The sequence below is a fragment of the Aestuariimicrobium ganziense genome (genome assembly GCF_015352975.1).
Lineage (GTDB): Bacteria > Actinomycetota > Actinomycetes > Propionibacteriales > Propionibacteriaceae > Aestuariimicrobium > Aestuariimicrobium ganziense.
On sequence record NZ_JACYIZ010000008.1, the window covers coordinates 92,278 to 118,419 of the forward strand.

Here is a 26,142-nt window from a genome sequence, read left to right on the forward strand (position 1 = left end):
CTGCTCAGCCAGCGTCGAGCCGCCACACGCTCACCGGCACCGCCGACTTGCCGCACGACTCGGGCAGTTCGCCCGCGTCCACCTGCACCGGGGTGCCCGCCAGCCCCAGCCGCACGGCGATGTCGGCGACCTGGTCGGCGGGGGGCAGGTGTGATCGTCCCCTGTCGTGCCAGGCCGAGGTGGTCGAGACCACCCCGGCGTCGAGGTCGGCCAGCACCTGCTCGGCCAACTCGACACCGACCCGGCCGAACACCTGCCCGGTCGGCAGCGCCAGCACCGTCGGTGCGAACCGGTGCCCGCCGAGGTGGCTGCACTCCCACACGCGTCCGGGTGCCAGCTGCTCGACGGCGGCGGCGATCGGTCGTCCGACCAGGGCACAGCACTGGTCACGCTTGGCGTTGGTGCAGACCAGCAGGGCGCCGGGCTGGTCGGCCAGCCAGTCGGGGTGGCGGTCGGCGGTCAACGTGAGCACCTGGTCGCCCAGGGCGTCGAGTCTGGCCCGCAGCTCGTCCGGATCGCTCGCCTCGACGCCACCCAACCACGGCCGCCCCGCCAAGGACGAGGCGATCAACAGCGTGCGCGACGCCATGTGGTGGGCATCGGCGTGCCGTCCCGGACGACGGACCAGCACCAGTCGTCCGCCCCGCGAGGAGCACCACTGGTCGAGCCACTGACCGAACTCGGGGTCGAGGTGCGATTCGGTGGCCGCCGTGCGTCCCCAGGGTCCCGGCACCTCGAGCGCCACCCAGAACAGCGCGCGTGCTGCCGTGCCCCACGCGGGCAGGTCGTCGCGCAGCCAGGCATCGTGGCAGCGAACGGCGTCATGGCGTCCGACCGGAGCAGGGGGGACTGGGGAAGGGGCGTCAGTCACCGTTCAAGACTGCCACGATCTGGCTGACCGCCTCGTCGAGCGTGGTGGTTCCGCTGTCGATGACCAGGTCGACGGCCAGCCCGGCCACCCCAGCATCGTGGTCGGCATGGTCGCGGGTCAGGAACGCGAGATCCTTCGAGATCCCGCGGCTCGGGTCGGTCTGCGCCCGGGCATGGGCCGCGGCCAGGTCGATCGCGAGCCGCACCGTCACCACCCGCGTGCCCTCCGGTGCCCAGCGGGTCACCTCGGCGACCTGGTCGGGGGTCGACGGCCCCTCGCAGACCACGGTCGCCCCCTGTCGCAGCCACGCCCCGGTCAACTCGCCGAGCACCTGGTGGGCGGCCGCCCAGTCGGCCCGAGCGACTGAGTCGGCGACCTCGTCCAGACCGACCAGCGCGACCAGGTGCCCGCGCTCGCGAAGCTGGGCGGCGACCCCAGCGGCCGTCGACGACTTGCCGCTGGCGATCGGCCCGACCACCAGGAGCAGGTCTGCCGCGCTGCGAGTGCTCACCCGAAGCGGCCGGTGATGTAGTCCTCGGTGGACTTCTGGTCGGGGGTCGAGAAGATCTTGTCGGTCGGGCCCATCTCGATCAGCTTGCCCGGCGCACCGGTGCCGGCGATGTTGAAGAACGCCGTGGCATCCGAGACCCGCGCGGCCTGCTGCATGTTGTGGGTGACGATGACGATGGTGTAGCTGTCCTTGAGTTCCTGGATGAGGTCCTCGATGGCCAGCGTCGAGATCGGGTCGAGGGCCGAACACGGCTCGTCCATCAGCAGCACCTCGGGCTGCATGGCGATCGCCCGAGCGATGCACAGACGCTGCTGCTGGCCGCCCGACAGGCCCGAGCCCGGCAGGCTGAGCCGGTTCTTGACCTCTTCCCACAGGTTCGCGCCGCGCAAGGCCCGCTCGGCGACGTCGTCGGCCTCGGAGCCCTTCATCTTGCGGTTGTTCAGCTTGAGCCCGGCGAGCACGTTCTCCTTGATCGACATCGTCGGGAACGGGTTGGGCCGCTGGAACACCATGCCGATCTGGCGACGCACGTTGACCGGGTCGACGCCGGGGCCGTACAGGTCGTGTCCGTCGAGCAGCAGTTCGCCCTCGACGTAGGCACCCGGAATCACTTCGTGCATGCGGTTCAGCGAGCGCAGCATGGTCGACTTGCCACAACCCGACGGACCGATGAACGCTGTCACCGACCGGGGCTCGATCACCATCGAGATGTCTTCGACGGCCTTGAACGAGCCGTAGTAGATGTCGAGGTTCTTGGCCTCGATGCGCTTGGACATGTGCGGTGGTTCTCCTGGGTCAGCGGCTGGACGTCGGCTGGGGGATGGCCCCGGTCAGCGACCGGCCTTGGGGGCGAATCGTGCGGCGATCACTCGCCCGATGAGGTTGAGCAGCATGACGATGAGGATCAGTGTGAGGGCTCCTGCCCAGGCGCGGTCCCAGTAGGGCTGGCGCGGGATGCCCGGGTGGGCGTAGGAGTCGTAGACGAACACCGGCAGGGTCATCATCTGGCCCTGGGTCGGGTTGTTGTTGAGGCTCTGCGTGAAGCCCGCGGCCACCATCAACGGAGCCGTCTCACCGATGACTCGGGCGATCGCGAGGATCACACCCGACACGATGCCCGAGATGGCGGTGGGGATGACGATGCTGAGGATGGTCTTCCACTTCGGCACCCCGAGTGCATAGGCGGCCTCGCGCAGTTCGTTGGGGACGATGCGCAGCAGCTCCTCGACCGAGCGGACGACGACCGGGATCATCAGCACCGACAGGGCGATGGCGCCGCCGATGCCGTTGACGGTGCCGGGCCCGAACAGCAGCGCCATCAGCGCGTAGGCGAACAGGCCGGCGACGATCGAGGGAATGCCGGTCATCACGTCGACGAAGAAGGTGATGCCCTTGGCCAGCTTGGAGTTGCCGCCGTACTCAGCCAGGTAGATCGCGGTCAACAGGCCGATCGGCACCGAGATGGCGGTGGCGATGCCGGTCACGTAGAGGGTGCCGTAGATGGCGTGGGCCGCACCACCGCCTTCACCCACGATGTTGCGCATCGAGTAGGTGAAGAACGGGGCGTCGAGGCGGGCCAGACCGTTCTTGACAGCGATCCAGCTGACCCAGACCAGCGGCACCAGCGCCAGCATGAACATGCCATAGACGATGTGCTGCGCGAGCCGGTCGTTGGCGCGGCGTCGTCCCTCGACGTAGAGCGACAGCACGTGCATGCCGACGACGAAGACGGCAGCCGCGATCAGGGTCGAGGCGGCGACCTTCATGCCGCCGAAGACCAGACCGACGATGAGGGCGAGGCCGAGGCCGGCCCACGGTGCCCACCGGGGCAGCTGGCCTGCCTTGAGCGGGTTGAGCGCCTTGCTGGAGGAGTTCGTGGTGACCGACATCAGTTCGCTCCCGAGTACTGGGCGCGCCGCGACACGATCCACCGCGCGAGGATGTTGACGGCCAGGGTGATGATGAACAGGACCAGGCCCGAGGCGATCAACTGGTTGACCCGCAGGCCGAAGGCCTCAGGGAAGTTCAGCGCGATGTTGGCGGCGATCGAGTTGGGGTTCTGCTGGGTGAGCACCTTGAAGTGGATGACACCGGCGCCCGACAGCACCATCGCCACGGCCATGGTCTCGCCCAGCGCCCGGCCCAGGCCGAGCATGATGGCCGAGACGATGCCGGCGCGCGCGAACGGGAAGACCGCCATCCGGATCATCTCCCAGCGGGTCGAGCCCAGGGCCAGGGCAGCCTCCTCGTGCAGCCGCGGGGTCTGCAGGAACACCTCTCGGCACAGCGAGGTGATGATCGGCAGGATCATCACGGCGAGGACGAAGGCGGTGGTGAAGATCGTCCGGCCGGTGCCAGAGGGGTTGCCGCTGAACAACGGGAACCAGCCCAGGTACTTCGACAGCCAGAGGTGGGCGGGCTGCAGGGCCGGCGCCAACTGGAAGATGCCCCACAGGCCGTAGACCACCGACGGCACCGCGGCCAGCAGGTCGATCAGGTAGCCCAGGCTCTGGGCGAGTCGGCGGGGGGCGTAGTGCGAGATGAACAGGGCGATGCCGATCGAGACCGGCACGGCGATCAGCAGAGCGAGGAAGGCGGCCCAGACGGTGCCGAAGGCGAAGGGGAGGACCCAGCCCCAGAACTCGCCGTAGCCCTGCTCGGCCAGCACGTCGGGGGCGGTGGTCAGCGCAGGCAGGGCCTGGGCGAGGAGGAAGATGGCGACCGCGGCCAGGATCACCAGGATCGACACGCCGGACAACGTCGAGAGTCCTCCGAAGACCGTGTCGCCGATGCGGCGCTTGGCCGGGCGCAGGGAACTGTCCGTCTGCGCGATGGTGCTCGAACTCACGTCACCCTTCCAGGGTTGGTCCGCCGTGGCGGAGGTGGTGCGGGGGGGGGCGTACGGCAGTTGACCGTCTGGTGCCCGCCCCCGGGGTTCCCGGGAGCGGGCACCAGTGTCAGTCTGTCAGCACGCGGTCACTTGATGGAGTCGACCGCAGCCTTCATCTTGGCCTGCATGTCGGCGGACAGCGGGGCAGAGCCGACCTTCTCGTGGGCGACCTTCTGGCCCTCGTCCGAGACCATGTAGCCGACGTAGGCCTTGACCAGCTCGGCGTCCTTGTCGTCCTTGTAGTCCTCACAGACCAGGGCGTAGGCGACCAGCGCGATCGGGTAGGCACCCTGGGCCTTGCGGTCGAGCTTCAGGGCCCAGTCGTGGTCCTTGCGGCCCTCGACCTTGGGGCTGGCCTCAACCAACTTGGCGGCCTTGTCGGCGTCCGGGCCGAGGAACTCCTCGCCCACCTTCACCTTGGCGACGCCCAGGTCGCCGGCCTGCGAGGCGTCGGCGTAACCGATGGTGTTCTTGCCCTGGGTGACGGCGTCGACGACACCAGCGGTGCCCTTGGCGGCCTCGCCACCGAAGGCCGACGGCCACTCACCATTGGCCTTCTCGGTCCACACCGACGGGGCGGCCTGGGAGAGGTAGTCGGTGAAGTTCTCGGTGGTGCCCGAGTCGTCGGAGCGGTGGACGGCGGTGATCGTCGCGTCGGGCAGGGTGACGCCCTCGTTGGTGGCGGCGATCTTCGGGTCGTTCCACTTCGTGATCTTGCCGGCGAAGATGCCGGCCAGGGTGTCGGGATCGAGCTTGAGCTCGTCGACACCGTCGACCTTGTAGATCACGGCGATCGGGGAGATGTAGACGGGCAGGTTCAGCGCGTTCGACTCGGCGGTGCACTTGCCGAACGAGCCGGCCTTCATCTCCTCGTCCTTGAAGGCCCGGTCGGAGCCGGCGAACTGCACGCCGCCGCCCTGGAAGGCCTTGCGGCCGGCGCCGGAGCCGTCGGGGGAGTAGTTGATGGTGACGCCGCTGTTCTTCTTCTGGAACTCGGCGATCCAGGTCTGCTGGGCGACGCTCATCGAGGAGGCGCCCTGGCCGGCGAGGGTGCCGCTGAGGTTCGATCCCGCGTCGGCCGAGCCGCTGCTCTGGGTGGTGGCGTTGTCAGCCGGGGTTCCCTCGTTGGCGGCGCAGGCGCTCATCGACAGCGCGGCAGCCATCAGGATGGCGAACGGGGCGCCGATCTTCTTGATGTTCAACGTCTTTCCTCACGAGTGAGACAAGGGCGGGGTGGTCACCCCGGGTGCCGGTTCTGCCACCGGCGCCGTCACTCACGCTAGGGAGGCCTCATGACGCGTCCGGTCCCTGCGGGTGAACGCAGGGTGAACGGGGAATCTCGTTTCGGTCACTGCGTCGCGCGCCAGATGGCGGACGGTGCTCAGAACTTGGACTTGACGGTCTCCTGGACGACCAGGCGTCCCTCGCCGTCGACGTGCAGCACCTGGGTCTCGGCAGTCAGCATCGGCTTGTGTGGCATGTCGATCGCCTCGCGCATGGTAGGCAGCACCGGGCGGTGCCCGCAGACCGCCAACGGCTGGTCCATGGTCTGGCGCACACGGTTGAGCAGCCGGCGCATCGCCTTGGCCGCCCCTTCGGGCTTCTTCTCGAACGCTTCCTCGCTCAACTCGTCGACCTCGACCAGGTCGACCTTGGCCGCTTCGGCATAGGGACGAAGGGTCTGCACGCACCGGGTCGAGGACGACGAGATGCACTCGGCCACGCCGTAGGCGGCGAGCAGGCCGGCCAAGCGCTTGCTCTGCCGGCGACCCCGGGTGCCGATCGGGCGCTTCCAGTCCTTGCCACCCGACCAGTTCTTGCGCTCCATCGCCTTGGCGTGGCGCACGATCAGCAGCACCCCGGTCGGTTCGGCGGCCAGCGCCTTGTCGAGCAGGCCACGCTCGTCCTCGTAGCTCAACCGCCGGCGCGCCTTGCTCACCGGCAGCCACTCGACCCGGTCGACCTCGGACGACTTCTTCCAGCGGTGCTCACTGACCACGTGACCGCGCCACCAGTGCACCGTCTTGGGTCCCTTGCCGATCGGGTAGCTGGACGAGCCCAGAGGCAGCCCGACCCTGATCTGGCAGCCGGTCTCCTCGCGCACCTCACGGACGGCGGTGACGGCCAGGTCCTCGTCCGGACGAGGCTTGCCCTTGGGCAGCGACCAGTCGTCGTAGGCGGGGCGGTGGACGACCAGCACCTCTGGCTCGCCGGTGGTGCTGTCACGCAGCACCACAGCCCCTGCGGCGACCTGGACCGGTCGGTTCTTCTTGCTGCTCACGTCACTTGTGTCGTCGGCCGGCGTTCTCGAGCACCAGCGTCTCCTGCAGGTCGGTCATCGGCGATCCGTCCTCGCGGCGCGACTTCTCGGTCCACGTGGTGTCGACCAGGTGCCAGGCGACGGTGTCGTCGTCGAAGGCTCGCGCGAACAGGGCCTCGACCTGGGCGACGTGCTGGGGGTTGGTGAGGCTGACCAGGGTCTCGACGCGACGGTCGAGGTTTCTGTGCATCAGGTCGGCCGAACCGATGCCCACCAAAGGCTGGCCGGCATTGGCGAACCAGAAGATCCGGGAGTGCTCGAGGAAGCGACCCAGGATGCTGCGCACCCGGATGTTGTCGCTGAGCCCCGGCACCCCGGGCTTGATCGTGCAGATGCCACGCACCCACAGGTCGACCTCGACCCCGGCCATCGACGCCCGGTACAGGGCGTCCGAGACCTGCTCGTCGACCAGTGAGTTCACCTTGATCCGCACGCCCGCGGGCAGGCCCGCGCGGTGGTTGTCGATCTCGTTCTCGATCCGCTCGATCAGACCCGAACGGATGCCGTGCGGGGCGACCAGCAACCGGCGGTAGTGGGTCTCGTGGGTCATCCCCGACAGGTGGTTGAACAGCCTGGCCACGTCGTCGGTGATGATCGGGTTCGAGGTGAGCAGCCCCATGTCCTCGTACTGGCGGGCGGTCTTGGGGTTGTAGTTGCCGGTGCCGACGTGGGCGTAGCGGCGCAACTGGTCGTTCTCGTCCCTGACCACCAGCGACAGCTTGCAGTGGGTCTTGAGCCCGAGCATGCCGTAGACCACGTGCACGCCGTACTGCTCGAGCTTGCGCGCCCAGGCGATGTTGTTCTGCTCGTCGAAGCGGGCCTTGATCTCGACCACCGCGAGCACCTGCTTGCCGGCCAGCGCGGCCTCGATCAGCGCGTCGACGATCGGGGAGTCGCCGCTGGTGCGGTACAGCGTCTGCTTGATCGCCAGCACCTGTGGGTCGGCCGCGGCCTGCTCGATGAAGCGCTGCACCGAGGTGGCGAACGAGTCGTAGGGGTGCTGCAGCAGCACGTCGCGGTGCTTGAGGGCGGCGAACATGTCGGCGGGACGAGCGGTCTCGACCTCGGCCAGGTGGGGGTGGGTCACCGGCAGGAAGTTGGTGTACTTCAGGTCGTCCCGGTCGACCGCGGCCAGCGAGAACAGCCCGGTCAGGTCGAGCGGTGCCGGCACCCGGAAGACCTCGTTCTCGTTGACGTCGAGTTCGTTCATCAGCCGGTCGAGCATCCGGGCCGAGATGTCGTCGTCCACCTCGAGGCGCACCGGCGGACGACCCACCTTGCGGCGCAGCAACTCCCGTTCGAGGGCGAACAGCAGGTTCTCGGCGTCGTCCTCCTCGACCTCGAGGTCTTCGTTGCGGGTGACCCGGAAGGTGGTCGACTCGACCACCTCCATGCCCGAGAAGATCTGTTCGAGGTGGCGCCGGATCACCTCCTCCAGCGGCAGGAAGCGCCCCTCGCCGAGCGAGACGAAGCGGCTGAGGATGGTGGGCACCTTGACCCGGGCGAACTGGCGGGCACCGGTGGCGGGGTTGCGCAGCGCGACGGCCAGGTTGAGCGACAGGCCCGAGATGAACGGGAACGGGTGCGACGGATCGACCGCCAGCGGAGTCAGCACCGGGAAGATCCGCTCGCTGAACAGCGTGCGCATCCGGTCCTTCTCGGCGCCGGTCAGTTCCTCCCAGGTCAGCACGACGATGCCGTGCTCGGCCAGGGCCGGACGCACGTGCTCCTGGAAGGTGGCCGACTGCTCGGCGACGATCTGCTGGGCCTCGGACAGGATCGACTCGTGCACCTCGCGGGGCAGTTGACCGGTGGCTGCCGGCACGGCCACGCCGGCGTCGATGCGGCGCTTCAGGCCGGCGACGCGCACCATGAAGAACTCGTCGAGGTTGTTGGAGAAGATCGCCAGGAACTTGGCCCGCTCGAGCAGCGGGATGCGCAGGTCGTCCTGAGCGAGGTTGAGCACCCGGCGGTTGAACGCCAGCCACGACAGCTCACGGTCGGAGTAGCGGTCGGGCGGCAGCTCGACCGGCTCGTCGGTGGGTAGATCAGTGTTCATCGAGATCCTCGCTGGAAGCGGTCGGGCTCGCGGCCCAGGAGGTGTCACGCAGCTCCACCTCAAAGCTAGCGGACTCGTACATGGTCACCACCCTGGTGTTCGCGGCCTCGACGAACAGGTGAATCGAGCGGGCCCCGCGCCGAGCCATGTGGGCCAGGCCGGCGGCCAGCAGCGCCCGACCCAGGCCGCGTCCGTCGTGCTCGGGAGCGACGCCGATCACGTAGACCTCACCGTCGTCGCCGACGGTCTTGGTCCAGTGGAAGGCGAGCAGGTCCCCAGTGTCGCCCCCAGCGTCGCCCCCAGTGTCGTCCCCCGTGTCGTCCTGGCGCACCAGCAACAGGTCGTCGGCGCTGAACCAGTCCTCGGCCATCGCCACCCGAAAGTCGTCGGCGGTCATCGCCCCTTGCTCGGGGTGGTCGGCGAAGGCAGCGGCATTCACCCTGACCAGGTCGTCCAGGTCGGGGTCGGTGAAGCCGGTCAGTGAGGTTCCGGTCGGCAGCAGGGACGAGATCTCGTCGGCCGACAGCGGTGCCCGGCTGAGGTCGCGGCGCATCTTGAGCAGTTGGCGCACCGGCTCCAGACCCAACCGGGCGGCCAAGGCCTGTGCCCCCGGCAGGGTGCCGAACGACCACCAGGTGGCCGGGTCTGCAGCCAGCACCTGCTCGGCCAGTCGTCGTCCCAGACCCTGGCGACGGACGGTCGGGTCGACCACCACCTGCACCGAGCGGTCGGCCGGGTCGAGCAGGGCCACCCCCAGCAGGGCCCCGCTTCGCTCGACCCACCAGAACCTGCCCTCGCGGTCGCCGCGCAGCATGCGCAGGCCGAGGTCGTTGACCGGACGCACCCCGTCGGCGCGGGTGACAGCCTCGAGCCAGTCCTCGATCTGCTCGCGCCAAGGGCTCGGCAGCGTGGTGCCGGAAGTGATCGGTGCGTCCATGTGGTCAGCCTAGTCAGACCGCTCGTGGGGTGGAATCTGGTGGTTCCGCGTTCATGTAGGTGAGGAACAGGTCGGCGGGCTTGACCAAGGGCACCTGCCACCAGGTCTTCCTCACCCGGCATTTGTAGGCCTGGTCCACCTTGGCCGTCTCGCCTGCATGGATGTACGCCTGGGCCGCTGGAGAGGGGGGTGTCGTTCGGCCGGAACAGGTACGTCGCTGCCCCCTTCTTCCCCAGGGCCCGCCAGGAGTCGTCTGACAGCATGAGCCCTCGCAGGTGCGAGCTGCCGGAGGGGTGAGAGTTTGAGCAGCTCCGATCTCGGGATGCCGCGATCGGCGGCCTCGGCCGGGCTCATGGTGAAGTAGCGGTTGTTTCCGGTGACCATCCCGAGGGTCGTCTCGCCCCAAGTGTGGAGTGTCGTGAATCCGTCTGCGGTGAGAGCGTTGTAGGCGACGAGGGCGTCTCTCGTCAGGAGGGAGGGTGTCCACTTGTCGGCCGGATCGGCCGGGCTCCAGGTGGTTGCTGCAAGAGTCGTCGTCAGGGAGGCCGCATTCCGCGCCTGATAGATCGACATGTGCTCGGCGTGCCCTTCATTGAATCCGTCGGCCAGCAGAAGGACCACGTCTTCCTGTGCCTCAGCGAACACACGCTCTGTGAACAGCACGAGGTCGATCCGCTTGAATCGGTCCAGAAGGAACCGGCGTACCTCTGCTGCGTAGTTCACCGACAGCAGCTCAGCAGGGACCACCAGGCCGAGGCGCCCACCTTTGCGCAACATGAGGGCGGAGTGGACGGTGAACGCGGCCCATGACGAAGCCAGCCCGGACATGTTCACCCCGGCCCGCAACGCTGCCTCGCGGGATCGCTTCCTGGCCTCGCCGGCGAAGTCTTGGTACCGAATGTAGGGAGGATTCCCGATGACCGCTGAGTAGGTGCCGGTGGGCTCGGTGAGGAAGAAGTCGGTCACGATGATGTTTGGGTCGCCGCCTGCTTTGAGTACCATGCGCCGCGCCTCATGTGCGGAAGCGGCGTGGATCTCGACCCCATCGACGCGGTGTAGCGCTGCTGCCACGGGTACGCAGGGCGTCGACCGCTTGTGTGAGGAATGCGGCTTCACCGCATGACGGCTCAAGTACCTGGTCATCAGCGCTGCGGATCGCCCAGTCGACCACGAACGAGACCAGCTGGTCAGGTGTGAAGAACGCGCCACGCGCCTTCCGTAGGTCCGCGGTGTCGGGCACGGAGGCCAGGTGGCTCATCATGGGGCCATCGTGGCGGTTCCCACCGACTTTCGCGGCATCTACCCAGCCCGCGTCTCATGCGGCCGGAGCGGCCGATCCCTCAAGGAAGCCCGGCCTTTGAGGAGTTTCACATTGGCTGGGCCCTACTCTGCGTCGCGGGTTGCGCGGAGTTGGGTGCGAGTGAGAAGAAATCGTTACCTGTCCGTGATCGCTTGTTTCGGTGTTGAGGGTTTACGTTTCGTGGACGCGCTGAGCTTGGGATTGGCCCGCAGCGTTGTCGGTTCGGGATCGTTGCGGGGAGAGTGTGTGTGATGGGCGTTCTGCGTCGTTGTGTGGCTGTGGTGGTGGCGTTGGCGGTGTGGTGGGCGTTGTTGCCGACCAAGGCTGCTGTGGCTGATCCGGCCCCGGTTGATGAGCCGTCGAAGAAGGCTGATCTGGTGCGTCCGGATTGGGTGTCGGCGACGGTGACGGCGCGGGCGTCTGGTGCCCGGGTGGAGGTGTTGTCGGAGCGCACCGAGTTCGGTAAGACGTGGATCCGGCCTGATGGGGTGGTGGATCAGGAGATCTCTGCTGGGCCGGTGCAGTTCCCCGACCCGACCGCTGAGCACGGGTGGCGTGCGATTGATACCCGTCTGGTGACGGGTAAGGACGGCAGGCTGCGCCCGAACGCGGTGAAGAACCCCGTGGTACTCGGGTCGGGTGCCACCGCGGCGGTGGATGTGTCGGGTGCGTTGTCGTTGTCGTTGGACGGGTTGAAGTTGCCCGAACCGCGCGTGGAGGGCTCTCGAGCTGTCTATGTCGATGTCGTGCCGGGTGTCGACGTGTCGGTGGAGATCCTTCCTGCCGGGTTCGAACTGTTGTGGATCGTGAAGTCGAAGGCCGCGGTTGCGGAGTTGGTGAAGCGTTGGGGCAGGGCTGGGGTGTTGGAGCTGCCGACCACGATCACCACCGACGCTGCGGTGACGACCTCGATCGAGTCGGGTGCTTTGGTGCTCAAGGGCGCCAAGGGTGCCAAGGTGGGGTCGTTCGCGGCGCCGGTGATGTGGGACGCTCCGAAGACCGAGGCGGAAAGTCGGGGTGTGATCGAGCCCGTGTCGTTCAAGCCGGGCAACGCTGTAGCGAAGGGCAAGCAGACCACCCGCAAGGTGGATGTGGTGGCGTCGGTGGCGTGGTTGAACCAGCCCAACCGTGCGTTCCCGGTCATGATCGACCCGACGTATGCCTCGGATTATCGGGCGCCGGCGTTGGACACGTTCGTGCAGCAGGGCTACACGACTGACATGTCGGCCGATGGTGAGTTGAAGCTGGGCAACAACGGTGCCGGCCAGGTGGCCCGCACGTACATGAACTTTGATGCGACTCTGTTCAAGGGACGCACCATCGTCAATGCATCGTTGTCGATTTTCGCGAAGCATTCCTGGTCGTGCACGGCGAAGCCGTGGTCTGCCTACGACGCCGGGTTGGCGTCGACTGCGACCCGGTGGACAGCGCAGCCCACGATCGGGACCAAGCGCGCCACCTCGACCGAAACCAAGGGAGCGTCCACGTCCTGTCCTGCGGGGCGGGTGTCGGTGTACAACTTGGGCGGGTTGGCGCAGTCATGGTCAACGACGTCAGCGTCTCAGGTCGGGATGATGTTGCGCGCCGATGATGAGACCGATCCGTATGGATGGAAGCGGTTCTACTCGGCGAACTCGTCGTATCAGCCGTTGTTGAGTGTCTCCTACAACCGCACCATCGGTACCCCGGTCACTCCGTACGTGTCGGGGCCGTTGTATCGCGAGGTGCAGTGGTCGTCGAAGACCCCGACCGCGTCCGCGGTGATGCCGAACGATCCCGACGGGAACACCGTCCGGGCAGAGTTCAAGATCTTCACCTCGGCTGGTGCGGGGACTGGTGAGGTGTCGTCGTGCAACACCGGTTACGTGGCTGGCGGTACCACGGTGCAGTGTGTGATGCCGGCGGTGGCTGACAACGCGACCTATTGGCTGCGGTACCGGGTCAATGACAGCCACAACTTGTCGGCGTGGTCGGCTGCGCGGCAGTTCACTGTCGCTGACAGTGTCCCGAACGTGCCCACGATCGCCTGCCCGGCCCCGTACAGCAACAACTCCTGGAACGACGCGATGCCGACGGCTGACATCACCTGCACGATGACGCTGACCGGGTCGAACACGTCAGCGCCGTTGTGGGCCAGTTACACCGTCGACGGCACCAAGTACGACCTCGCCCCGGCCCAGCCGACAGCGACGGCGTCGCGGGTCTACAACTTCACCATCAAGAAGGACAAGGTGGGGCAGCACACGATCACGGCGTTCGCGACCTCACCGTTGGCGAAGAACTCGGCCACCACCACCTACAAGTTCGGGTTCGGTCAGTTGCAGTTCAGTCTGCCGGCGCAGAATGCGGTGACGACTGACTCGATCGGTGTGTTGGTCGAGGGCCCGGCCAACGCGACTTCGTCGAGTCTGCAGTGGCGGGTTGCTGGTGCCCCGGATACCACGTCGGGGTGGACGGCTGCCCCCGCGACAGCGACGTCGAAGCTGACGATCAACACCACCACCGGCAAGGTCAGCGGCCTGTTCAACACAGCAGCTCTGGTGGACCAGGCCGACGCTTCGGGCGCGAAGGTGTCCAAGCGGACCGCTTCCAGTATCGAGTTGAAGTTGTGCTTCACCTATCCCGGTGGCACCAAGTGCGACACCCGCACGTTGGTGAAGGTCCCGCACGCCTACGGCGCGGGTTTCCCCACCACCGAGGCGGGCCCGGCCAACGTCGCGTTGTGGACCGGGGAGGTCCAGGTCAGCGACACCGATGCAGAGTTCAACACCCCCGGCGCCGGCCTGTCGGTGTCGCGCACGTTCAGCTCACTGGCCGGACCGGCGGAGCCTCGTAACGCGATCTTTGGTCCGGGCTGGACCGCGGCCCTGGATGCGGCCGAATCTGACGGGTTGACCGGCTCAGAGGTCTACGACGGCACCCGCGACGACGGCACCCTCGTGGTCGAATCCGCCGAAGGAGACGTGCTGGTCTTCGCCTCACCGTCAGGCAAGCGCCGCACCACCGCCACTTTCGAGACGGGCACTTGGACGCCGGTCACCGATGACACCAAAGCCGCCGGCATCACCCTCACCATCGCCACCCCAGCATCGGCATCACCGATCCTGAAGTTCACCGACCAGGATGGTTTCGAAACCACCTTCACCACCACCACGGTGGCGACCAGCACCGGGGATGCCGCGTTCCGCGCCTCCGGTGTCGCCGACAAGGTGACTGGCGAATCGACCTCCTACCAGTACGACACGCAAGGCCGGGTGACCCACATCGTCGCTCCTCTGCCCGAAGGCATCAGTACCTGCAACACTGCCTCGCCGGGGCCGGGGTGTCGGTTCATCAAGCTTGCCTACAGCAGCACCGACTACACGTCCCTCACTCCGGGGATGCCGTGGCGGCTGACCTCGGTGACCGCCTACAACGGTGCCGAGTCCAAGCAGATCGCGGGCTACAGCTACAACACCCAAGGCCGTCTGGTGACCGCTACTGACAGCCTGACCGGGCTGTCCACCGGCTACACCTACAACACGGCGGGGAACCTGGCCACGATCACCCCGCCCGGAGAGAAGCCCTACACCCTCACCTACGCCACGCGGCCCAAGGCCGGTGATGCTGAGGCTCTGGTCAAGGTCACTCGTGCTCAGCCGGACTCGATCGGCGGCACCGCGCAGCTGCTCGCGATCTACGACCTCGACACCCTCACTGGGGTCACCGGGCTGGACCTGACTCAGTTCAAAGCCACCGAGGACGGCGGCGCCGGCTACGGCCTGACCCGCTCAGCCAGCCAGGGCTTCGCGACCTTCGGCCCTGATCGGGTTGTTGCCGGGGCAGCACCGGCGGGTGCGGACTGGGAATACGCCTCGCTGTATCTCACAGACGCTGAGGGCTACACCATCCACACCGCCAACATGGGCGTAGGACAGTGGCAACTCGACGCCACCATCTACGACCAGTACGACAACGTGATCAAGTCCTGGGATGCCCGCACCACCGCGGCGATCCGCGCCAACCTGGCCGACCCCGAGACCAACCTCCTCGAGGGCACCGTCGACCAACGCGCCACCGACACCATCTACTACACCAGCACCGACCCAGCTTGGGAGAAGTTCAACGGCACCCAGATCGTGAAGACGATCAGCCCCATCCGGCGCGCCGTCATCCCAGGCGGCACCCCCGACGGGGAATCTGTCCGGGTCTTGACCGAAACCCAATACGACAAGGGCAGCCCGGACGAGAACAACCCCGACACCAAACCGTGGCTGGTCACCAGCACCACCCAAACGGTGATCGCGGGCAACGGCACCCCGATCTACACCCTGTCCACCACGATCAACGGATACGACAAGGTCGACGCCGCAGATCCCAAGACCGGGTGGGAGCTGCGTCAACCCACCAAGATCACCACCGACATGAACAACGACAAGCTGGTCGGCACCGGTGACATCACCAGGGTCACCCGCTACGACGCTCGCGGACGCATCATCGAGCAGCGCCAACCCAAGTCCGCTGAAGCCAGCGACGCTGGAGTCCGTCTCACCACCTACTACACCGGCACCGGTACCGGGGGCTGCGTCAACGCCGCCTACGCTGGCCTGGCCTGCACCGTCGGCCCCAAGGCCCAACCCGCAGGGCAGACGCTGCCCGAGTCGAAGACCACTGGCTACAACTTCGCGATGCAGCCCACCACCGAGGTGGTGACTTCTGGTGCGGTGACATCGACAACCACCACCACCTACGACACCGCATTCCGGGTCACCACCACCGACACCATCACTGCCGGGCTGGCCGGTTCCACCGGGCTCCCGCCCACGACCACCACCTACGACACCTCTGGTCGGGTCGCGACCACCTCGAACGCGTTCGGGACCGTCACCAACACCTACGACCAGTGGGGACGCCAAACCGGGTACAGCATCACCAACGCCGGCCAGACCGATTCCTCGACCACTACCTACGACGCCCTCGGGCAAGTGGTATCTGTGGTCGACAACAACGGCTCCACAAGCTACGTCTACGACGGAACCGACGCCGCAGGAAACACCGAACGTCGCGGCCTGGTCACCGCGGTCACGATCTCCACCGCTGGCAAGTCCTGGACCTCGACCGGTGCCTACGACGCCCAAGGAACCCTCACCCTGGAGAAGTTCCCCGGCGGCATCATCAAGCGCACCAACTACGACGTCGCAGGTGAACTGATCGACCTCACCTGGAACGGCCCCGTTGTCCAACCCGACAACACCGTCCTGGCCGACCAGCCCTGGATCGCGTGGTCCTCGCGCACCGATGCCGCTGGCCGGGTCGTGCACGAATGGATGCCCAACGGCCAGCTCGGCACCACCGGTGACCTTGGCGAGACCGTGATCGCGTCCGATCGCAGCTACAGCTACGACCAAGCCGGGCGCCTCACCACGGTCAAGGACCTCACCGGTAACCCCGACCCTGACACCGACGTTCCCTGCACCCTGCGCACCTACAGCTTCGACACCAACGGGAACCGCACCAGCCAGGGGACCGCCACCTCCGCCACCAGCACCTGTCCCACTACCGCGACGGCGACCGTCACCCGCGCCTACGACACGGCTGATCGGCCCACCACAGGAGCCAACGGCACCGGCACATACGTCTACGACCAGCTCGGCCGCCAAACCACCATCCCCGCAGCAGACTCAGCCAACCCGGGCGCAGGGGCTACATCCCTCGCCTACTACGACAACGACGCCATCGCCTCCATCGCCCAAGACGGAACCACCATCGGATTCAGCCTCGACTCCCAAACCCGACGCAAGGTCCAAACCAGCAACACCCCAACCGGAACAGCCACGCTGACCAGGCACTACACCGACAGTTCCGACAACCCAACCTGGTCAGTCGACACCGCGGCCGGGGCCTCGACCACCACCCGCTACGCCGAACTCATCAGCGGCGACCTTGGGCTCACCATCACCACCACCGGCGCCGGCTCCACCGCCACACTCGCCGTCTCCGGACCACGCGGCGACGTCACCTCCGAAATCGACCTCCCCGCCAACGCCACCACCCCCACCACCGGAGACCCTGCCACCGGGCTCGAGATGTGGAACGACTACACCGAATACGGCACCCCACGCCAACCCACCACAACCACACCCGGCACCACCCAAGGAATCGGCTACGGCTGGCTCGGCACCAAACAACGCGCCACCACCACCCTCGGCCTCACCCTCATGGGCGCCCGCCTCTACAACCCTGCAAGCGGTCTCTTCACCAGCCTCGACCCCGAGTTTCAAGGCGGCGACACCAGCTACGGGTATCCCACGGACCCGGTCAATAGTGCCGATCTGGATGGTCGAAGGTGGTGGTCGAAGAGTCGAGTTTGGAAGGCTGTTAAGACCTTCTCATCGGCACTGGGGATGGTCCCTGGTTGCACCGTCTGCTACGTCATCTCAGCAAGCGTTGCTGGTGCTTCAGCGATCTACGAACTCTCGCGAGGCAACCGACGTGCCGCAGCCTCCGAGGCACTCGGGCTACTTCCGGGTGGGGCGAAGGGTATCTCTTGGATGGCTAAGGCGGCGAAAACTAGGTCGGTAACCAAAGCGGCTAGCAAGATCAGTAAGTGGAATAAGAAAAAGGCGACGCCGAAGCAGAGGAGGCGCGAAAACGCCAGCAAGCAGAAGTACATCCAGAAAAACACGCGACGTTCAAACGCGCGTCATCAGACAGTCGTGAGGCGGGCCAACCGTGTCGACGCTGTGATGGGTCTGGGTGGGTTGTACAGCAACTATCGTGATTACCAGCGCGCGGTCTAGATTCAGAGGTTGGCGCGGGCCGTCCTGGTGGGTGCTTCGTGTGGTCCTGGCCTACGTGTCACCCGAGGAGCATGACTGGCGCCGCCGTTGGGCGCTCGCTGACGAGTGGCTCGAGTGGGAGCGGAAGGGGCAGGCAGGCGATCCGCCTTGGGCGTGGGATCTGGATGACAACGACTACATGTACGTGGCTTATCCGATGGGCATTCTGGGTGTGGTGAATGCTCTGATGTGGATTGGGGTGTCTTGGCTCGTTGAGGAGCGCGTCGGCGTCGACCATCTGACATGGGTCTTTAGCTGGTTGATGGTGTGGGGGATCGGGGCTTCGATCTTTTTCGCTCTGAAGGCATTTCTGCAGCGGCGAGGGGTGATTCGCTTCCGCGTACCTGGCGCCTTGGACGATCTCGGAGGGGTCGCAATTGCGAGCCTGATGGTGATTGCCGTCTACTTCGTGGCGGCCTAGCGTAGTGGTCCGGGGCTGAGGCTGCGTCGAGACTGGTGGCGGTCTGAACCGTTCGCAGGTTCGATGTGAACCGCCCCTGACCTGTCCCGGCTTGCCCGTGTTCCGCGTCAAGATTTCTGGCAGGGCTGTTAAGTGAGTCCTGGAGGAGGATCTGAACTATGGGTAGACCCCCTGTGATCTCGGCCGAGCAGAAGTCCCTGTCGGCGACGGTCGAAAACTGAACACTTTCGCCGGTGAAAAGTGGACACCCAACCACGATGGAGGGTGATCACCTTGGAGGACTGGGCTTTGATCAGGAGGCTTGCCGCGGAGGGGGTTCCGAACGCTCGGATCGCGGCCAGGCTCGGGATCTCACGGACCACGGTGGTGAAGGCGGTCAATTCGGACGCGCCGCCGAAGTATGTCCGGAAGTCGGCGGAGACGTCGTTCGCGGTGTTCGAGCCGAGGGTGCGGGTGCTGTTGGCGGAGTTCCCGGATATGCCCGCGACGGTGCTCGCGGAGCGGGTCGGCTGGACGGGTTCGGTCTCGTGGTTCCGGGAGAACGTGGCCCGGCTGCGGCCCGAGCATCGGCCGGTGGACCCGGCGGACCGGCTGTCGTGGGAAGCGGGCGACGCGGCTCAGTGTGATCTGTGGTTCCCGCCGAGGAAGATCACCCTGGAGAACGGCACGGCGGCGTTGTTGCCGGTGCTGGTGATCACGGCGGCGTTCTCGCGGTTCACCGTTGGGCGGATGATCCCGTCGAAGGCGACCGAGGACCTGCTGCTGGGGATGTGGCAGCTGCTCCACCAGCTGGGCAGGGTGCCACGCCGGTTGTTGTGGGACAACGAGCGCGGGATCGGCCGCGGCCCGCGCCGCTCCGAGGGAGTGCCGGCGTTCATGGGCACCCTGGCGACCAGGCTGGTGCTGCTGCCGCCCCGTGACCCGGAGTCCAAGGGGATCGTGGAACGCCGCAACGGCTGGTTCGAGACCTCGTTCATGCCCGGCAGGTCGTTCGCGTCCCCGGCCGATTTCAACGAGCAGTTCACCGACTGGCTGGCAGGCGCGAACAGCCGGGTGGTGCGCACGACCAAGGCGAGACCGGTCGACCTGCTTGAGACCGATAAGGCCGCGATGTTGCCGTTGCCACCGGTTCCGCCGGTGACCGGGTGGCGCCGGCAGGCCCGGCTGGGCCGTGACTACTACGTCAGGGTCGCCGGGAACGACTACTCGGTCGACCCTGCCGCGATCGGCCGAATGGTCGACGCCCACGCCGACCTCGACAAGGTCAAGGTGAAGCTCGAAGGCAGGCTGGTGGGCGAGCATCCGCGGGTATGGGCGCGTGGTGTCACCCTCACCGACCCGGCCCATGTGGAGACCGCTGGCCGGCTGCGGCGCGAGTTCCAGCAGCCCCGCCCGCGACCGGCCGGGGATCCGCTGGTGCGGGACCTGGCCGACTACGACCGGGCGTTCGGCTTGACCGGTGAGGGGGTCGCGTGATGGCCACCAAGACCACCGAGGTCGACAAGCAGCTGCACTACCTGGCCGGTGCGATGAAGGCGCCCCGGATCCTGGAAGCCGCCGGCAGGCTGGCCGATGCCGCCCGCGACGCCGGCTGGACCTACGAGGACTACCTGGCCGCCGTCCTCGAGCGTGAGGTGTCGGCCCGCAACGCCTCCGGCGCCGACCAGCGGATCCGGCATGCCGGGTTCGGAGCCCGCAAAACCCTCGACGACTTCGACTTCGAGCAGCAGCCAGCCGTCCGCCAACAGGTCGCCGCGCTCGCCTCCGGCGGGTTCCTCGCCGAGGCCCGCAACGTGGTCCTGCTCGGACCGCCCGGCACCGGCAAGACCCACCTCGCGATCGGACTGGGCATCAAGGCCGCCCACTACGGCCACCGCGTCCTGTTCGCCACCGCCACCGACTGGGTCACCCGCCTCACCGACGCCCACCGCGCCGGCCGCCTCCCCGCCGAACTCGCCCGGCTCCGCCGCTACGGGCTCATCATCGTCGACGAGGTCGGCTACCTGCCCTTCGAACAAGACGCCGCGAACCTGTTCTTCCAACTCGTCAGCTCACGCTACGAACACGCCTCCCTGATCCTCACCAGCAACCTGCCATTCAGCAGCTGGGGAGGCGTGTTCGGGGACCAAGTCGTCGCCGCCGCGATGATCGACCGCATCGTCCACCACGCCGACGTCCTCACCCTGAAGGGAGCCAGCTACCGGCTCCGCAACCGGGGCATCGACAGCCTCCCCAGCGTCCGCACAGCCACCAGCACCAACCCGGGATAGACTCCCCACAACCAAGGGCCTCAGGCCCAACGACTGTTCACTTTTCGGCCGTCGAAACCGACCAGAGTTCGAGCGTCGTCGTCAGTCCCGGATCGTGATGAGCGTGCTCGCTGGGGGAGATGACGATCGCCGAGGCGGCTCGCCGCGAGAAGATCAGTGAGCAGTCGATCGGGCGGTGGAAGGCGACCTCGAGATGATCACTCGGTTGGCCAGGGGGTGGACGGGTCTGTTGAGTGAGGTTGGTTACGGCGATTGGGAGATGCGGACGCTTCCTGATGGGCGGCGGGTGTTCGTGCAGCACATGCACGGGTTGGTTCGGGATGCGTTGAAGGGTGTAAAGCGCTTGCTGAGCGAGAAGGATCTCTTCCCCACCCCGACCAGCGTTCACGTACGCCAGAGCGACGGCACCTGGGCACAACACACGCTGTAGACAGTGCGGCTCTTCGAACGCCCGGGCTAAGGAGGGCGGTTCTCCCAGCATCGGGTGGTGCTAGCGGGTATCTCACCCTAGTACTGGTTCTGATTCTCCAGCGAGCACCCCGTTCTGCATTGTGGAGTTCCTCCAACTGTCCACATCCGATCCCTTTCGGGCACACCGTCTGGGCACCGGGGTCGGTTCCGCTGCACGCTCACCAGATCTGCTCAAAACCCCTGCCCACTGATAGACTTGCCCGAAAGGCTCACCAAGGCCGACTTTCGAGCACAGGAGGTGAACATGACGGCGTGGGGATACGCCAGGGTCAGCACGACCGATCAGGACCCCCAGCTGCAACTCGACGCGCTCCGCCGCGCCGGCGTCGACGACGAGCACCTGGTCATCGAGCATGCCTCCGCCGCGAAGCAGAACCGCCCCGAACTGGGCCGGCTGCTCGAGCTGCTCCAGCCGAGCGACGTCCTCACGGTATGGAAACTCGACCGCCTGGGCCGGTCCCTGTCGCACCTGGTGACCACCATCACCGCGCTCGGCGAACGTGGAGTCCAGTTCCGGTCCCTGACCGAGTCGATCGACACCACCACCGCCCAGGGGCGGCTGGTGTTCCACTTGATGGCCGCGGTGGCGGAGTTCGAGCGCGAGCTGGTGAAGGAACGTACCGCGAACGGGATCGCGGCCGCTAGGGCCAAGAACAGGCCCCTGGGCAGGCCATCGAAGGTCTCAGAGCAGCAGTACCGACTGGTCAAGCAGATGCACGAGGCCGGGCAGCCGGCCACGATCATCGCGAAGACCTGCGGCCTGTCCCGCTCGGTGGTCGGCCGTGTCGTGCGAGGCGAGATCCCGTCCCTGGCGCACCTCGAACAGCGTCTCGTCGACGATCACGACCTGCCCCTGTACCCGGCGAATGGGGGCAGGGGATGACCGGTGTGACGATTACTGTCGACGACATGAGCCAGATCAGTCCCGCCGAACGGGCCCAGCGCCTGGCGGCTGTTCAGCGCAGCTGGCACAGCGCCGAAATGGAGGGCGGTCACGTCGACGACGAGACCAGGCGCTCACAGCTGGAGTACGCCCGGGGAGAGATCGACGAGGACAGGAGCCGGTTGAACGCCTGCTTGCCGGCCGCCGTGCTCGAGGTCGCTGCGGTGAACGGCAACATCACCAGCAGCACTGGGATCACGGCCGCCCGGAACAGCATGAACACCACCTGGGCAAGGCCGGCGATCAGCACGATGATCGACGTCGTGACCGAGGCCCCCAGCATCCCCTGCGGTGGCACCATCGTGAACAGCTCAGCTGGTGGCATCTTCGTGCGTTCGGCCGACCACTGCATCATCCAGGCCGAAAACTTGTCAGACCAGCCGATGAACAGCTGCACCACGGTCGCCGCCAGACCTGCCACGACGAGGGTTGAGAACATCATCATGACCGCTTCGAGGCCGGGCTTGGAACGGTGAGTGAGGGCCATCTTCGCCATGGCCACCACGATCCCGATGACGGCCGCCAGGAGCACCATCTGGTTCATCGCCCCCTGGACAGCCGTGATCGTGTCACCGGTCCCTCCACTGACCACGTTGGGTGACAGTCGAGGATCCATCCAGAACGACAGCGCCTGGCTCACGACCTCACCGACACTCTCGTGGAGGTTCTGAGCAAGCCTCTCGAGGGCCGTGTCGCGGTCCAAAGATCACGAAATGGTCACGGTGGGTGCTTAAGCTGGGGCGCATGCAGCGTCGCACTTCCCCCTTGCGCGCCCTGCCGACACTGTTCGTGCCAGCCCGCGCCCTGCCCTCCCGGGTGATCTCCGGCTGGGGCCGTCGCCCTGCCAGTCAGGCAGTGACGGTCGGAGGCGTGGCCCTGGCCGAGCGCCCCGCGCCGGTGCCGGCCGCCGCCCCGCCCGTCCCAGCTCCGGTTCTCGACCCGGCCCCGCCGGTACCTGCTGCCACGCCGGCCACCCCCAGCGAGCCCCCGGTCGACCTGCCGGCCTTCATGGTGCGGCGTCGCCCGGTGCCCCATGCCGGACGGGCGCGCCGAGCCCGGCGGGTGATCTGGCTGGCCGCCTTCGGTGGGCTGTTTGCGGCCACCGGGGCGGTGCTCACGGTGACGGCGTCGTGGGGACTGCGCCGTGGCGGTCAGGACGATGCGCTGTGGCTGACCCTGGGCAATGTGGCCAGCGTGGTGGTGTTGCTGGCCGCCCTGATGCAGTTGGGGCTGTGGTGTGCCGCCGAGCGCGAGTGGGCCGGGCGCAAGGACTTCAACTTCGCCTACTGGCTGCCGATCTCGACGCTGGCGGCCTGGGCCGGTGCCTTGGCGGCGCTGGTGGTCGCGGCCACCGCCGCACACCACAGTCGCGGCGCCGGTGGGTGGCAGTGGCAGGGCTGGCTCAGTCTGGCCGGAGGTGCAGCCTGCGTCCTGGGTGCGGTGCTGGGTGCTGTGCAGCGATTCCGAGCCGATCCGGCCCCGCTGCTGTCGCGTCGTCAGCGGCGCGCGTCGAAGCGGTAACCCACGTTGCGCACTGTGCCGATGTGGCCCTCGTGCTCTGCCCCGAGCTTGGCGCGCAGTCGGCGCACGTGCACGTCGACGGTACGAGTGCCCCCGAAGTAGTCGTAGCCCCAGACCTCGCTGAGCAGGTGCTCACGGCTCAGCACGCGTCCTGGGTGCAGCGCCAGGTACTTCAGCAGTTCGAACTCGGTGTAGGTGAGATCGAGCTGCTGGTCACCGGCGGCGGCGGTGTAGGCGCCCTCGTCGATGACGATCGCCCCGCTGCGGATCAGCGACGCCTCGGGCACCCCCGAGATCAGGTGGCGGATCCGGGCGTCCCACTCGACCGGCTCGGCGGTGTCGAGGATGAAGTCGTCGGCTCCCCAGTTGCGCTGCACGGCGGCCAGTGACGATCCGGTCAGCACCAGCAGCACCGGCAGGTTCGTCCGGCTGCGCACCGCGATGCACAGCTCGCGCCCGCGGGCCAGGTCACTGCGGGCGTCGACCACGATCACGCCGTCATCCAGCGCGATGACGCGCTCGGTGTCGATGACGACCACGTCGTGGGCGAGCAGGGTGAGGGCTGACGGCGGGGGCGCGGCGGCACCCTCTGGACCCACCAGGTGCACGACAGCCATGCCGCAATCGTGCCATGCGGCCGCCCCCTGATCTGCACTGGCGCCCACCCGCTGGGACCGAGCAGCCCTCGCCGGTGGTCCTCGGCGCTGGCTAGACTCACCGATGACATGGCCGACGACCTTCCCGAGGACTGGTTCCGTCCACGCAAGGACGACCAGGCGAGCAGTGCTGCCACGCCCCCGGCCACCCCAGCCGATGCTCCGCTGGACGACGACGAGCGCTACACCGACCAGTTCAAGCCCGGCTACCTGCAGCACGAGCCCCGTCGACGCTCGGACGGTGTGGCTGGGTACGACGACCTCGGTGCGGCCGGGGCGTCCATGGGCCAGGACGCGACCCGCGTGCGTCCCGGGTCGATCCCGGTGGTCACCGGGGCGCCGAGCCGGGCGGGGGCTGCCGGGACGACGGCTCGTCCGAGTCCGCGGGGTTCGTGGCTGGGGCGCCACCCGGTGGTCACCACACTGCTCGTGGTGGTGCTCGCGCTGGCTGTGGGCCTGGCGGCGGGTGAACTGCTGAGGGGACGAGGCGAGACCACCCAACCGACGGTCACCGCGTCGACCCAGTCCTCGCCGACGCCCCCCTCGTCCTCACCAGCCTCACCGACCGTCTCGACCCCGCCACCGCAGCCGTGGGAGGGGGCGACCCAGCCGCTGACCGCAACCGATGTGATGGCGTCGTGCACCGCCGACCCGGCCACCGACAGCGACGGCACCCGGGTGAACTACGACGCCGAGTTGGTGCTCGACGACGACCGCTCGACCGCGTGGCGCTGCAACGGCGACGGGGTTGGCCAGAAGCTGACGTTCACTTTCGACGGCGAGGTGACCATCGTCGGGGTGGGCGTGGTCAACGGCCACACCAAGCAGTCGGGCGACGACAGCCTCTACGACCAGTACCGGCGGGTGCTCACCGTGGAGTGGCGACTGCCCGACGGGTCTTGGTTCACCCAGTCGTTGGGCGACAACAACACCACCTTGCAGCAGGTCGCGATTCCGCCGGTCACCGTCAACGGTGCCGTCACGATGACGATCGTGGCCACCTCGGCCCCCGGACGGGTGGACGAACCCACCCGCGACGCCGTGCTGATCAGCCAGGTGCAGTTCCTGACCAAGGCCTGAGGCCGATCAGCCCCTCGGGGCGGCGAGGTCGTCGGAGTCGACGAGCACCGTCACCGGACCGTCATTGACCAGGTCGACCTGCATCATCGCCCCGAACACGCCGGTCTCGACGTGGGCCCCCAACTGGCGCAGCCGGTCGACGAAGTGCTCGAACAGGGGTTCGCTGACCGGTCCGGGGGCCGCCTTCGACCAACTGGGACGCCGTCCCTTGCGCACGTCGGCGTAGAGGGTGAACTGGCTGACCACCAGCAGTGGGGCGCCGACGTCAGAGGCCGACTGCTCGTCGGCCAGGATCCTCAGCCCCCAGATCTTGTCGGCGACGCGGTCGAGCACGGCTGGGGTGTCGTCGTGGGTGATGCCCACCAGCAGCACCAGCCCTGGCGCGGTCAGTCGTCCGACCACCTGGTCGTCCACCCGCACCTCGCCACGACTGGCGCGTTGGACGACGACTCGGCACATGGCGGACTCCCTCGCTGTGGTGGTGGACGCGTCCACGCGAGTGGGAGAATCCGGGCGTGGAGATCGCGCTCAGCTTCAGGGACGCCCAGGTCGTCGACCTCGACCGGCTGGAGTGGAGCGGTGGACCGGCGCACCTGGTGGCGGTGAGGCAGGCACTCGAACTGGCGTGGGCCGGCGACGTCGACCTGGTGGTCGGGGAGCTGCCGCAGGGACAGTTGGTGGCGATCGGGGCGGTCGACCACCGCAAGCCGGTGCCGGAGTTGTGGATGCTGTCGGTGCACGAGGCTTGGCAGTCGCTCGGGGTCGGCACGGGGCTGATCGAGGCGCTCGAGGCCAAGGTGGTCGAGCGCGGGGGAGCGGTGGTCGGGCTCAGCGTCGAGCACGACAACCCGCGGGCAGCGGCGCTGTACCGCCGGCTGGGTTATCTCGAGGTCGGGGCCCGGCTCGAGGGCTGGCCGACCGACTCCGATGACTGGTACTGCACCTACTGCGCGGTGATGCACAAGCACCTGGTGTGAGGCCGACGTCGGCCTGACGGTCGTTGACGGGGACGCGAAACCGGGCCGGGCTCCGTGGGGAGCCCGGCCCGGTTCGTTGGTGCTGGGGGGGGGGGGG

General features: G+C 67.4%; 23 protein-coding genes. 9 read left to right on the top strand and 14 right to left on the bottom strand.

Annotated features, from left to right (window positions below):
• Positions 1–4: 4 nt before the first annotated feature.
• From IE660_RS14000 to IE660_RS14050, 11 genes are all read right to left on the bottom strand, one after another.
• The gene (locus IE660_RS14000; RefSeq protein WP_203568989.1) at positions 5–871 is read right to left on the bottom strand and encodes a sucrase ferredoxin; all 867 of its coding nucleotides are present in this window, start codon (positions 869–871) and stop codon (positions 5–7) included.
• Complete coding sequence (locus IE660_RS14005; protein ID WP_203568990.1) at positions 864–1,382, bottom strand: hypothetical protein; 519 nt, start codon at positions 1,380–1,382, stop codon at positions 864–866. Before IE660_RS14005 ends, IE660_RS14000 begins: the two co-directional genes overlap by 8 nt.
• Entirely contained in the window at positions 1,379–2,158 is a 780-nt protein-coding gene (pstB, locus tag IE660_RS14010) for a phosphate ABC transporter ATP-binding protein PstB (RefSeq protein WP_203568991.1), read from the bottom strand. The genes IE660_RS14005 and pstB overlap by 4 nt, the downstream gene beginning before the upstream one ends.
• Positions 2,159–2,212: 54 nt before the next feature.
• Complete coding sequence (gene pstA, locus IE660_RS14015; RefSeq protein WP_203568992.1) at positions 2,213–3,271, bottom strand: phosphate ABC transporter permease PstA; 1,059 nt, start codon at positions 3,269–3,271, stop codon at positions 2,213–2,215.
• Positions 3,271–4,230: a phosphate ABC transporter permease subunit PstC gene (gene pstC / locus IE660_RS14020; protein ID WP_328701969.1), complete on the bottom strand. Its 960-nt coding sequence runs from the start codon at positions 4,228–4,230 to the stop codon at positions 3,271–3,273. The genes pstA and pstC overlap by 1 nt, the downstream gene beginning before the upstream one ends.
• Positions 4,231–4,358: 128 nt before the next feature.
• Positions 4,359–5,474: a phosphate ABC transporter substrate-binding protein PstS gene (gene pstS, locus IE660_RS14025; protein ID WP_235998092.1), complete on the bottom strand. Its 1,116-nt coding sequence runs from the start codon at positions 5,472–5,474 to the stop codon at positions 4,359–4,361.
• 179 nt (positions 5,475–5,653) lie between these two features.
• Positions 5,654–6,553, bottom strand: coding sequence for an NUDIX hydrolase (locus IE660_RS16460; protein ID WP_203568993.1), 900 nt, complete (start codon positions 6,551–6,553; stop codon positions 5,654–5,656).
• A gap of 1 nt (position 6,554) precedes the next feature.
• Positions 6,555–8,651 (bottom strand): RNA degradosome polyphosphate kinase, encoded by a 2,097-nt coding sequence (locus IE660_RS14035; RefSeq protein ID WP_203568994.1) that lies wholly within the window; start codon positions 8,649–8,651, stop codon positions 6,555–6,557.
• On the bottom strand, positions 8,641–9,588 hold the full coding sequence (gene mshD / locus IE660_RS14040; protein ID WP_203568995.1) for a mycothiol synthase: 948 nt from the start codon (positions 9,586–9,588) through the stop codon (positions 8,641–8,643). Before mshD ends, IE660_RS14035 begins: the two co-directional genes overlap by 11 nt.
• A 111-nt stretch (positions 9,589–9,699) precedes the next feature.
• Positions 9,700–10,590, bottom strand: coding sequence for an Eco57I restriction-modification methylase domain-containing protein (locus tag IE660_RS14045; protein WP_203568996.1), 891 nt, complete (start codon positions 10,588–10,590; stop codon positions 9,700–9,702).
• A 10-nt stretch (positions 10,591–10,600) separates the two neighbouring features.
• Positions 10,601–10,849 carry an N-6 DNA methylase gene (locus IE660_RS14050; RefSeq protein WP_203568997.1) on the bottom strand — a complete coding sequence of 83 codons (249 nt, stop codon included), beginning with the start codon at positions 10,847–10,849 and terminating at the stop codon, positions 10,601–10,603.
• A 290-nt stretch (positions 10,850–11,139) separates the two neighbouring features.
• Between IE660_RS14050 and IE660_RS14055 the strand changes: the two genes are divergently transcribed.
• The 4 genes from IE660_RS14055 to istB all read left to right on the top strand — a co-directional run bounded on the left by IE660_RS14055 (position 11,140) and on the right by istB (position 20,397).
• Positions 11,140–17,667 carry a DNRLRE domain-containing protein gene (locus tag IE660_RS14055; RefSeq protein ID WP_203568998.1) on the top strand — a complete coding sequence of 2,176 codons (6,528 nt, stop codon included), beginning with the start codon at positions 11,140–11,142 and terminating at the stop codon, positions 17,665–17,667.
• A gap of 40 nt (positions 17,668–17,707) precedes the next feature.
• Positions 17,708–18,127: a hypothetical protein gene (locus IE660_RS14060; protein WP_203568999.1), complete on the top strand. Its 420-nt coding sequence runs from the start codon at positions 17,708–17,710 to the stop codon at positions 18,125–18,127.
• A gap of 264 nt (positions 18,128–18,391) precedes the next feature.
• A complete protein-coding gene (gene istA, locus IE660_RS14065) occupies positions 18,392–19,603 on the top strand; it encodes an IS21 family transposase (protein WP_203569000.1) in 1,212 nt (403 codons plus the stop codon).
• Positions 19,603–20,397: an IS21-like element helper ATPase IstB gene (gene istB / locus IE660_RS14070; protein ID WP_203569001.1), complete on the top strand. Its 795-nt coding sequence runs from the start codon at positions 19,603–19,605 to the stop codon at positions 20,395–20,397. The genes istA and istB overlap by 1 nt, the downstream gene beginning before the upstream one ends.
• A 37-nt stretch (positions 20,398–20,434) precedes the next feature.
• Here istB and IE660_RS14075 read toward each other — a convergent pair whose 3' ends face one another.
• The gene (locus IE660_RS14075) at positions 20,435–20,785 is read right to left on the bottom strand and encodes a hypothetical protein (RefSeq protein ID WP_203569002.1); all 351 of its coding nucleotides are present in this window, start codon (positions 20,783–20,785) and stop codon (positions 20,435–20,437) included.
• Between the two features lie 327 nt (positions 20,786–21,112).
• Between IE660_RS14075 and IE660_RS14080 the strand changes: the two genes are divergently transcribed.
• The 3 genes from IE660_RS14080 to IE660_RS14090 all read left to right on the top strand — a co-directional run bounded on the left by IE660_RS14080 (position 21,113) and on the right by IE660_RS14090 (position 23,332).
• The gene (locus IE660_RS14080; protein WP_203569003.1) at positions 21,113–21,751 is read left to right on the top strand and encodes a recombinase family protein; all 639 of its coding nucleotides are present in this window, start codon (positions 21,113–21,115) and stop codon (positions 21,749–21,751) included.
• Positions 21,752–21,849: 98 nt separating this feature from the next.
• Entirely contained in the window at positions 21,850–22,287 is a 438-nt protein-coding gene (locus IE660_RS16635) for a hypothetical protein (RefSeq protein WP_407929029.1), read from the top strand.
• 268 nt (positions 22,288–22,555) lie between these two features.
• A complete protein-coding gene (locus IE660_RS14090) occupies positions 22,556–23,332 on the top strand; it encodes a hypothetical protein (RefSeq protein ID WP_203569005.1) in 777 nt (258 codons plus the stop codon).
• Here IE660_RS14090 and IE660_RS14095 read toward each other — a convergent pair.
• Positions 23,308–23,949 (bottom strand): winged helix family transcriptional regulator, encoded by a 642-nt coding sequence (locus IE660_RS14095; RefSeq protein ID WP_203569006.1) that lies wholly within the window; start codon positions 23,947–23,949, stop codon positions 23,308–23,310. The genes IE660_RS14090 and IE660_RS14095 overlap by 25 nt on opposite strands.
• A 108-nt stretch (positions 23,950–24,057) precedes the next feature.
• On the opposite strand from IE660_RS14095, the gene IE660_RS14100 reads away from it, so the two are divergent.
• On the top strand, positions 24,058–25,068 hold the full coding sequence (locus tag IE660_RS14100) for an NADase-type glycan-binding domain-containing protein (protein WP_203569007.1): 1,011 nt from the start codon (positions 24,058–24,060) through the stop codon (positions 25,066–25,068).
• Between the two features lie 6 nt (positions 25,069–25,074).
• Here IE660_RS14100 and dtd read toward each other — a convergent pair whose 3' ends face one another.
• A complete protein-coding gene (gene dtd / locus IE660_RS14105) occupies positions 25,075–25,527 on the bottom strand; it encodes a D-aminoacyl-tRNA deacylase (RefSeq protein ID WP_203569008.1) in 453 nt (150 codons plus the stop codon).
• A 56-nt stretch (positions 25,528–25,583) separates the two neighbouring features.
• On the opposite strand from dtd, the gene IE660_RS15975 reads away from it, so the two are divergent.
• Positions 25,584–26,045, top strand: a complete 462-nt coding sequence (locus tag IE660_RS15975) for a GNAT family N-acetyltransferase (RefSeq protein WP_203569009.1) — start codon at positions 25,584–25,586, stop codon at positions 26,043–26,045.
• The last annotated feature ends 97 nt before the right edge of the window (positions 26,046–26,142 follow it).

What these genes read in the sequence shown, in the direction of transcription:
- pstB (WP_203568991.1), bottom strand. Translation starts at nt 2,158, where the DNA reads ATGTCCAAGCGCATCGAGGCCAAGAACCTCGACATCTACTACGGCTCG.
- pstA (WP_203568992.1), bottom strand. Translation starts at nt 3,271, where the DNA reads ATGTCGGTCACCACGAACTCCTCCAGCAAGGCGCTCAACCCGCTCAAG.
- IE660_RS14035 (WP_203568994.1), bottom strand. Translation starts at nt 8,651, where the DNA reads ATGAACACTGATCTACCCACCGACGAGCCGGTCGAGCTGCCGCCCGAC.
- mshD (WP_203568995.1), bottom strand. Translation starts at nt 9,588, where the DNA reads ATGGACGCACCGATCACTTCCGGCACCACGCTGCCGAGCCCTTGGCGC.
- IE660_RS14045 (WP_203568996.1), bottom strand. Translation starts at nt 10,590, where the DNA reads ATGGTACTCAAAGCAGGCGGCGACCCAAACATCATCGTGACCGACTTC.
- IE660_RS14050 (WP_203568997.1), bottom strand. Translation starts at nt 10,849, where the DNA reads ATGATGAGCCACCTGGCCTCCGTGCCCGACACCGCGGACCTACGGAAG.
- IE660_RS14055 (WP_203568998.1), top strand. Translation starts at nt 11,140, where the DNA reads ATGGGCGTTCTGCGTCGTTGTGTGGCTGTGGTGGTGGCGTTGGCGGTG.
- istB (WP_203569001.1), top strand. Translation starts at nt 19,603, where the DNA reads ATGGCCACCAAGACCACCGAGGTCGACAAGCAGCTGCACTACCTGGCC.
- IE660_RS14080 (WP_203569003.1), top strand. Translation starts at nt 21,113, where the DNA reads ATGACGGCGTGGGGATACGCCAGGGTCAGCACGACCGATCAGGACCCC.
- IE660_RS16635 (WP_407929029.1), top strand. Translation starts at nt 21,850, where the DNA reads ATGGAGGGCGGTCACGTCGACGACGAGACCAGGCGCTCACAGCTGGAG.
- IE660_RS14090 (WP_203569005.1), top strand. Translation starts at nt 22,556, where the DNA reads ATGCAGCGTCGCACTTCCCCCTTGCGCGCCCTGCCGACACTGTTCGTG.
- IE660_RS14095 (WP_203569006.1), bottom strand. Translation starts at nt 23,949, where the DNA reads ATGGCTGTCGTGCACCTGGTGGGTCCAGAGGGTGCCGCCGCGCCCCCG.
- IE660_RS14100 (WP_203569007.1), top strand. Translation starts at nt 24,058, where the DNA reads ATGGCCGACGACCTTCCCGAGGACTGGTTCCGTCCACGCAAGGACGAC.
- dtd (WP_203569008.1), bottom strand. Translation starts at nt 25,527, where the DNA reads ATGTGCCGAGTCGTCGTCCAACGCGCCAGTCGTGGCGAGGTGCGGGTG.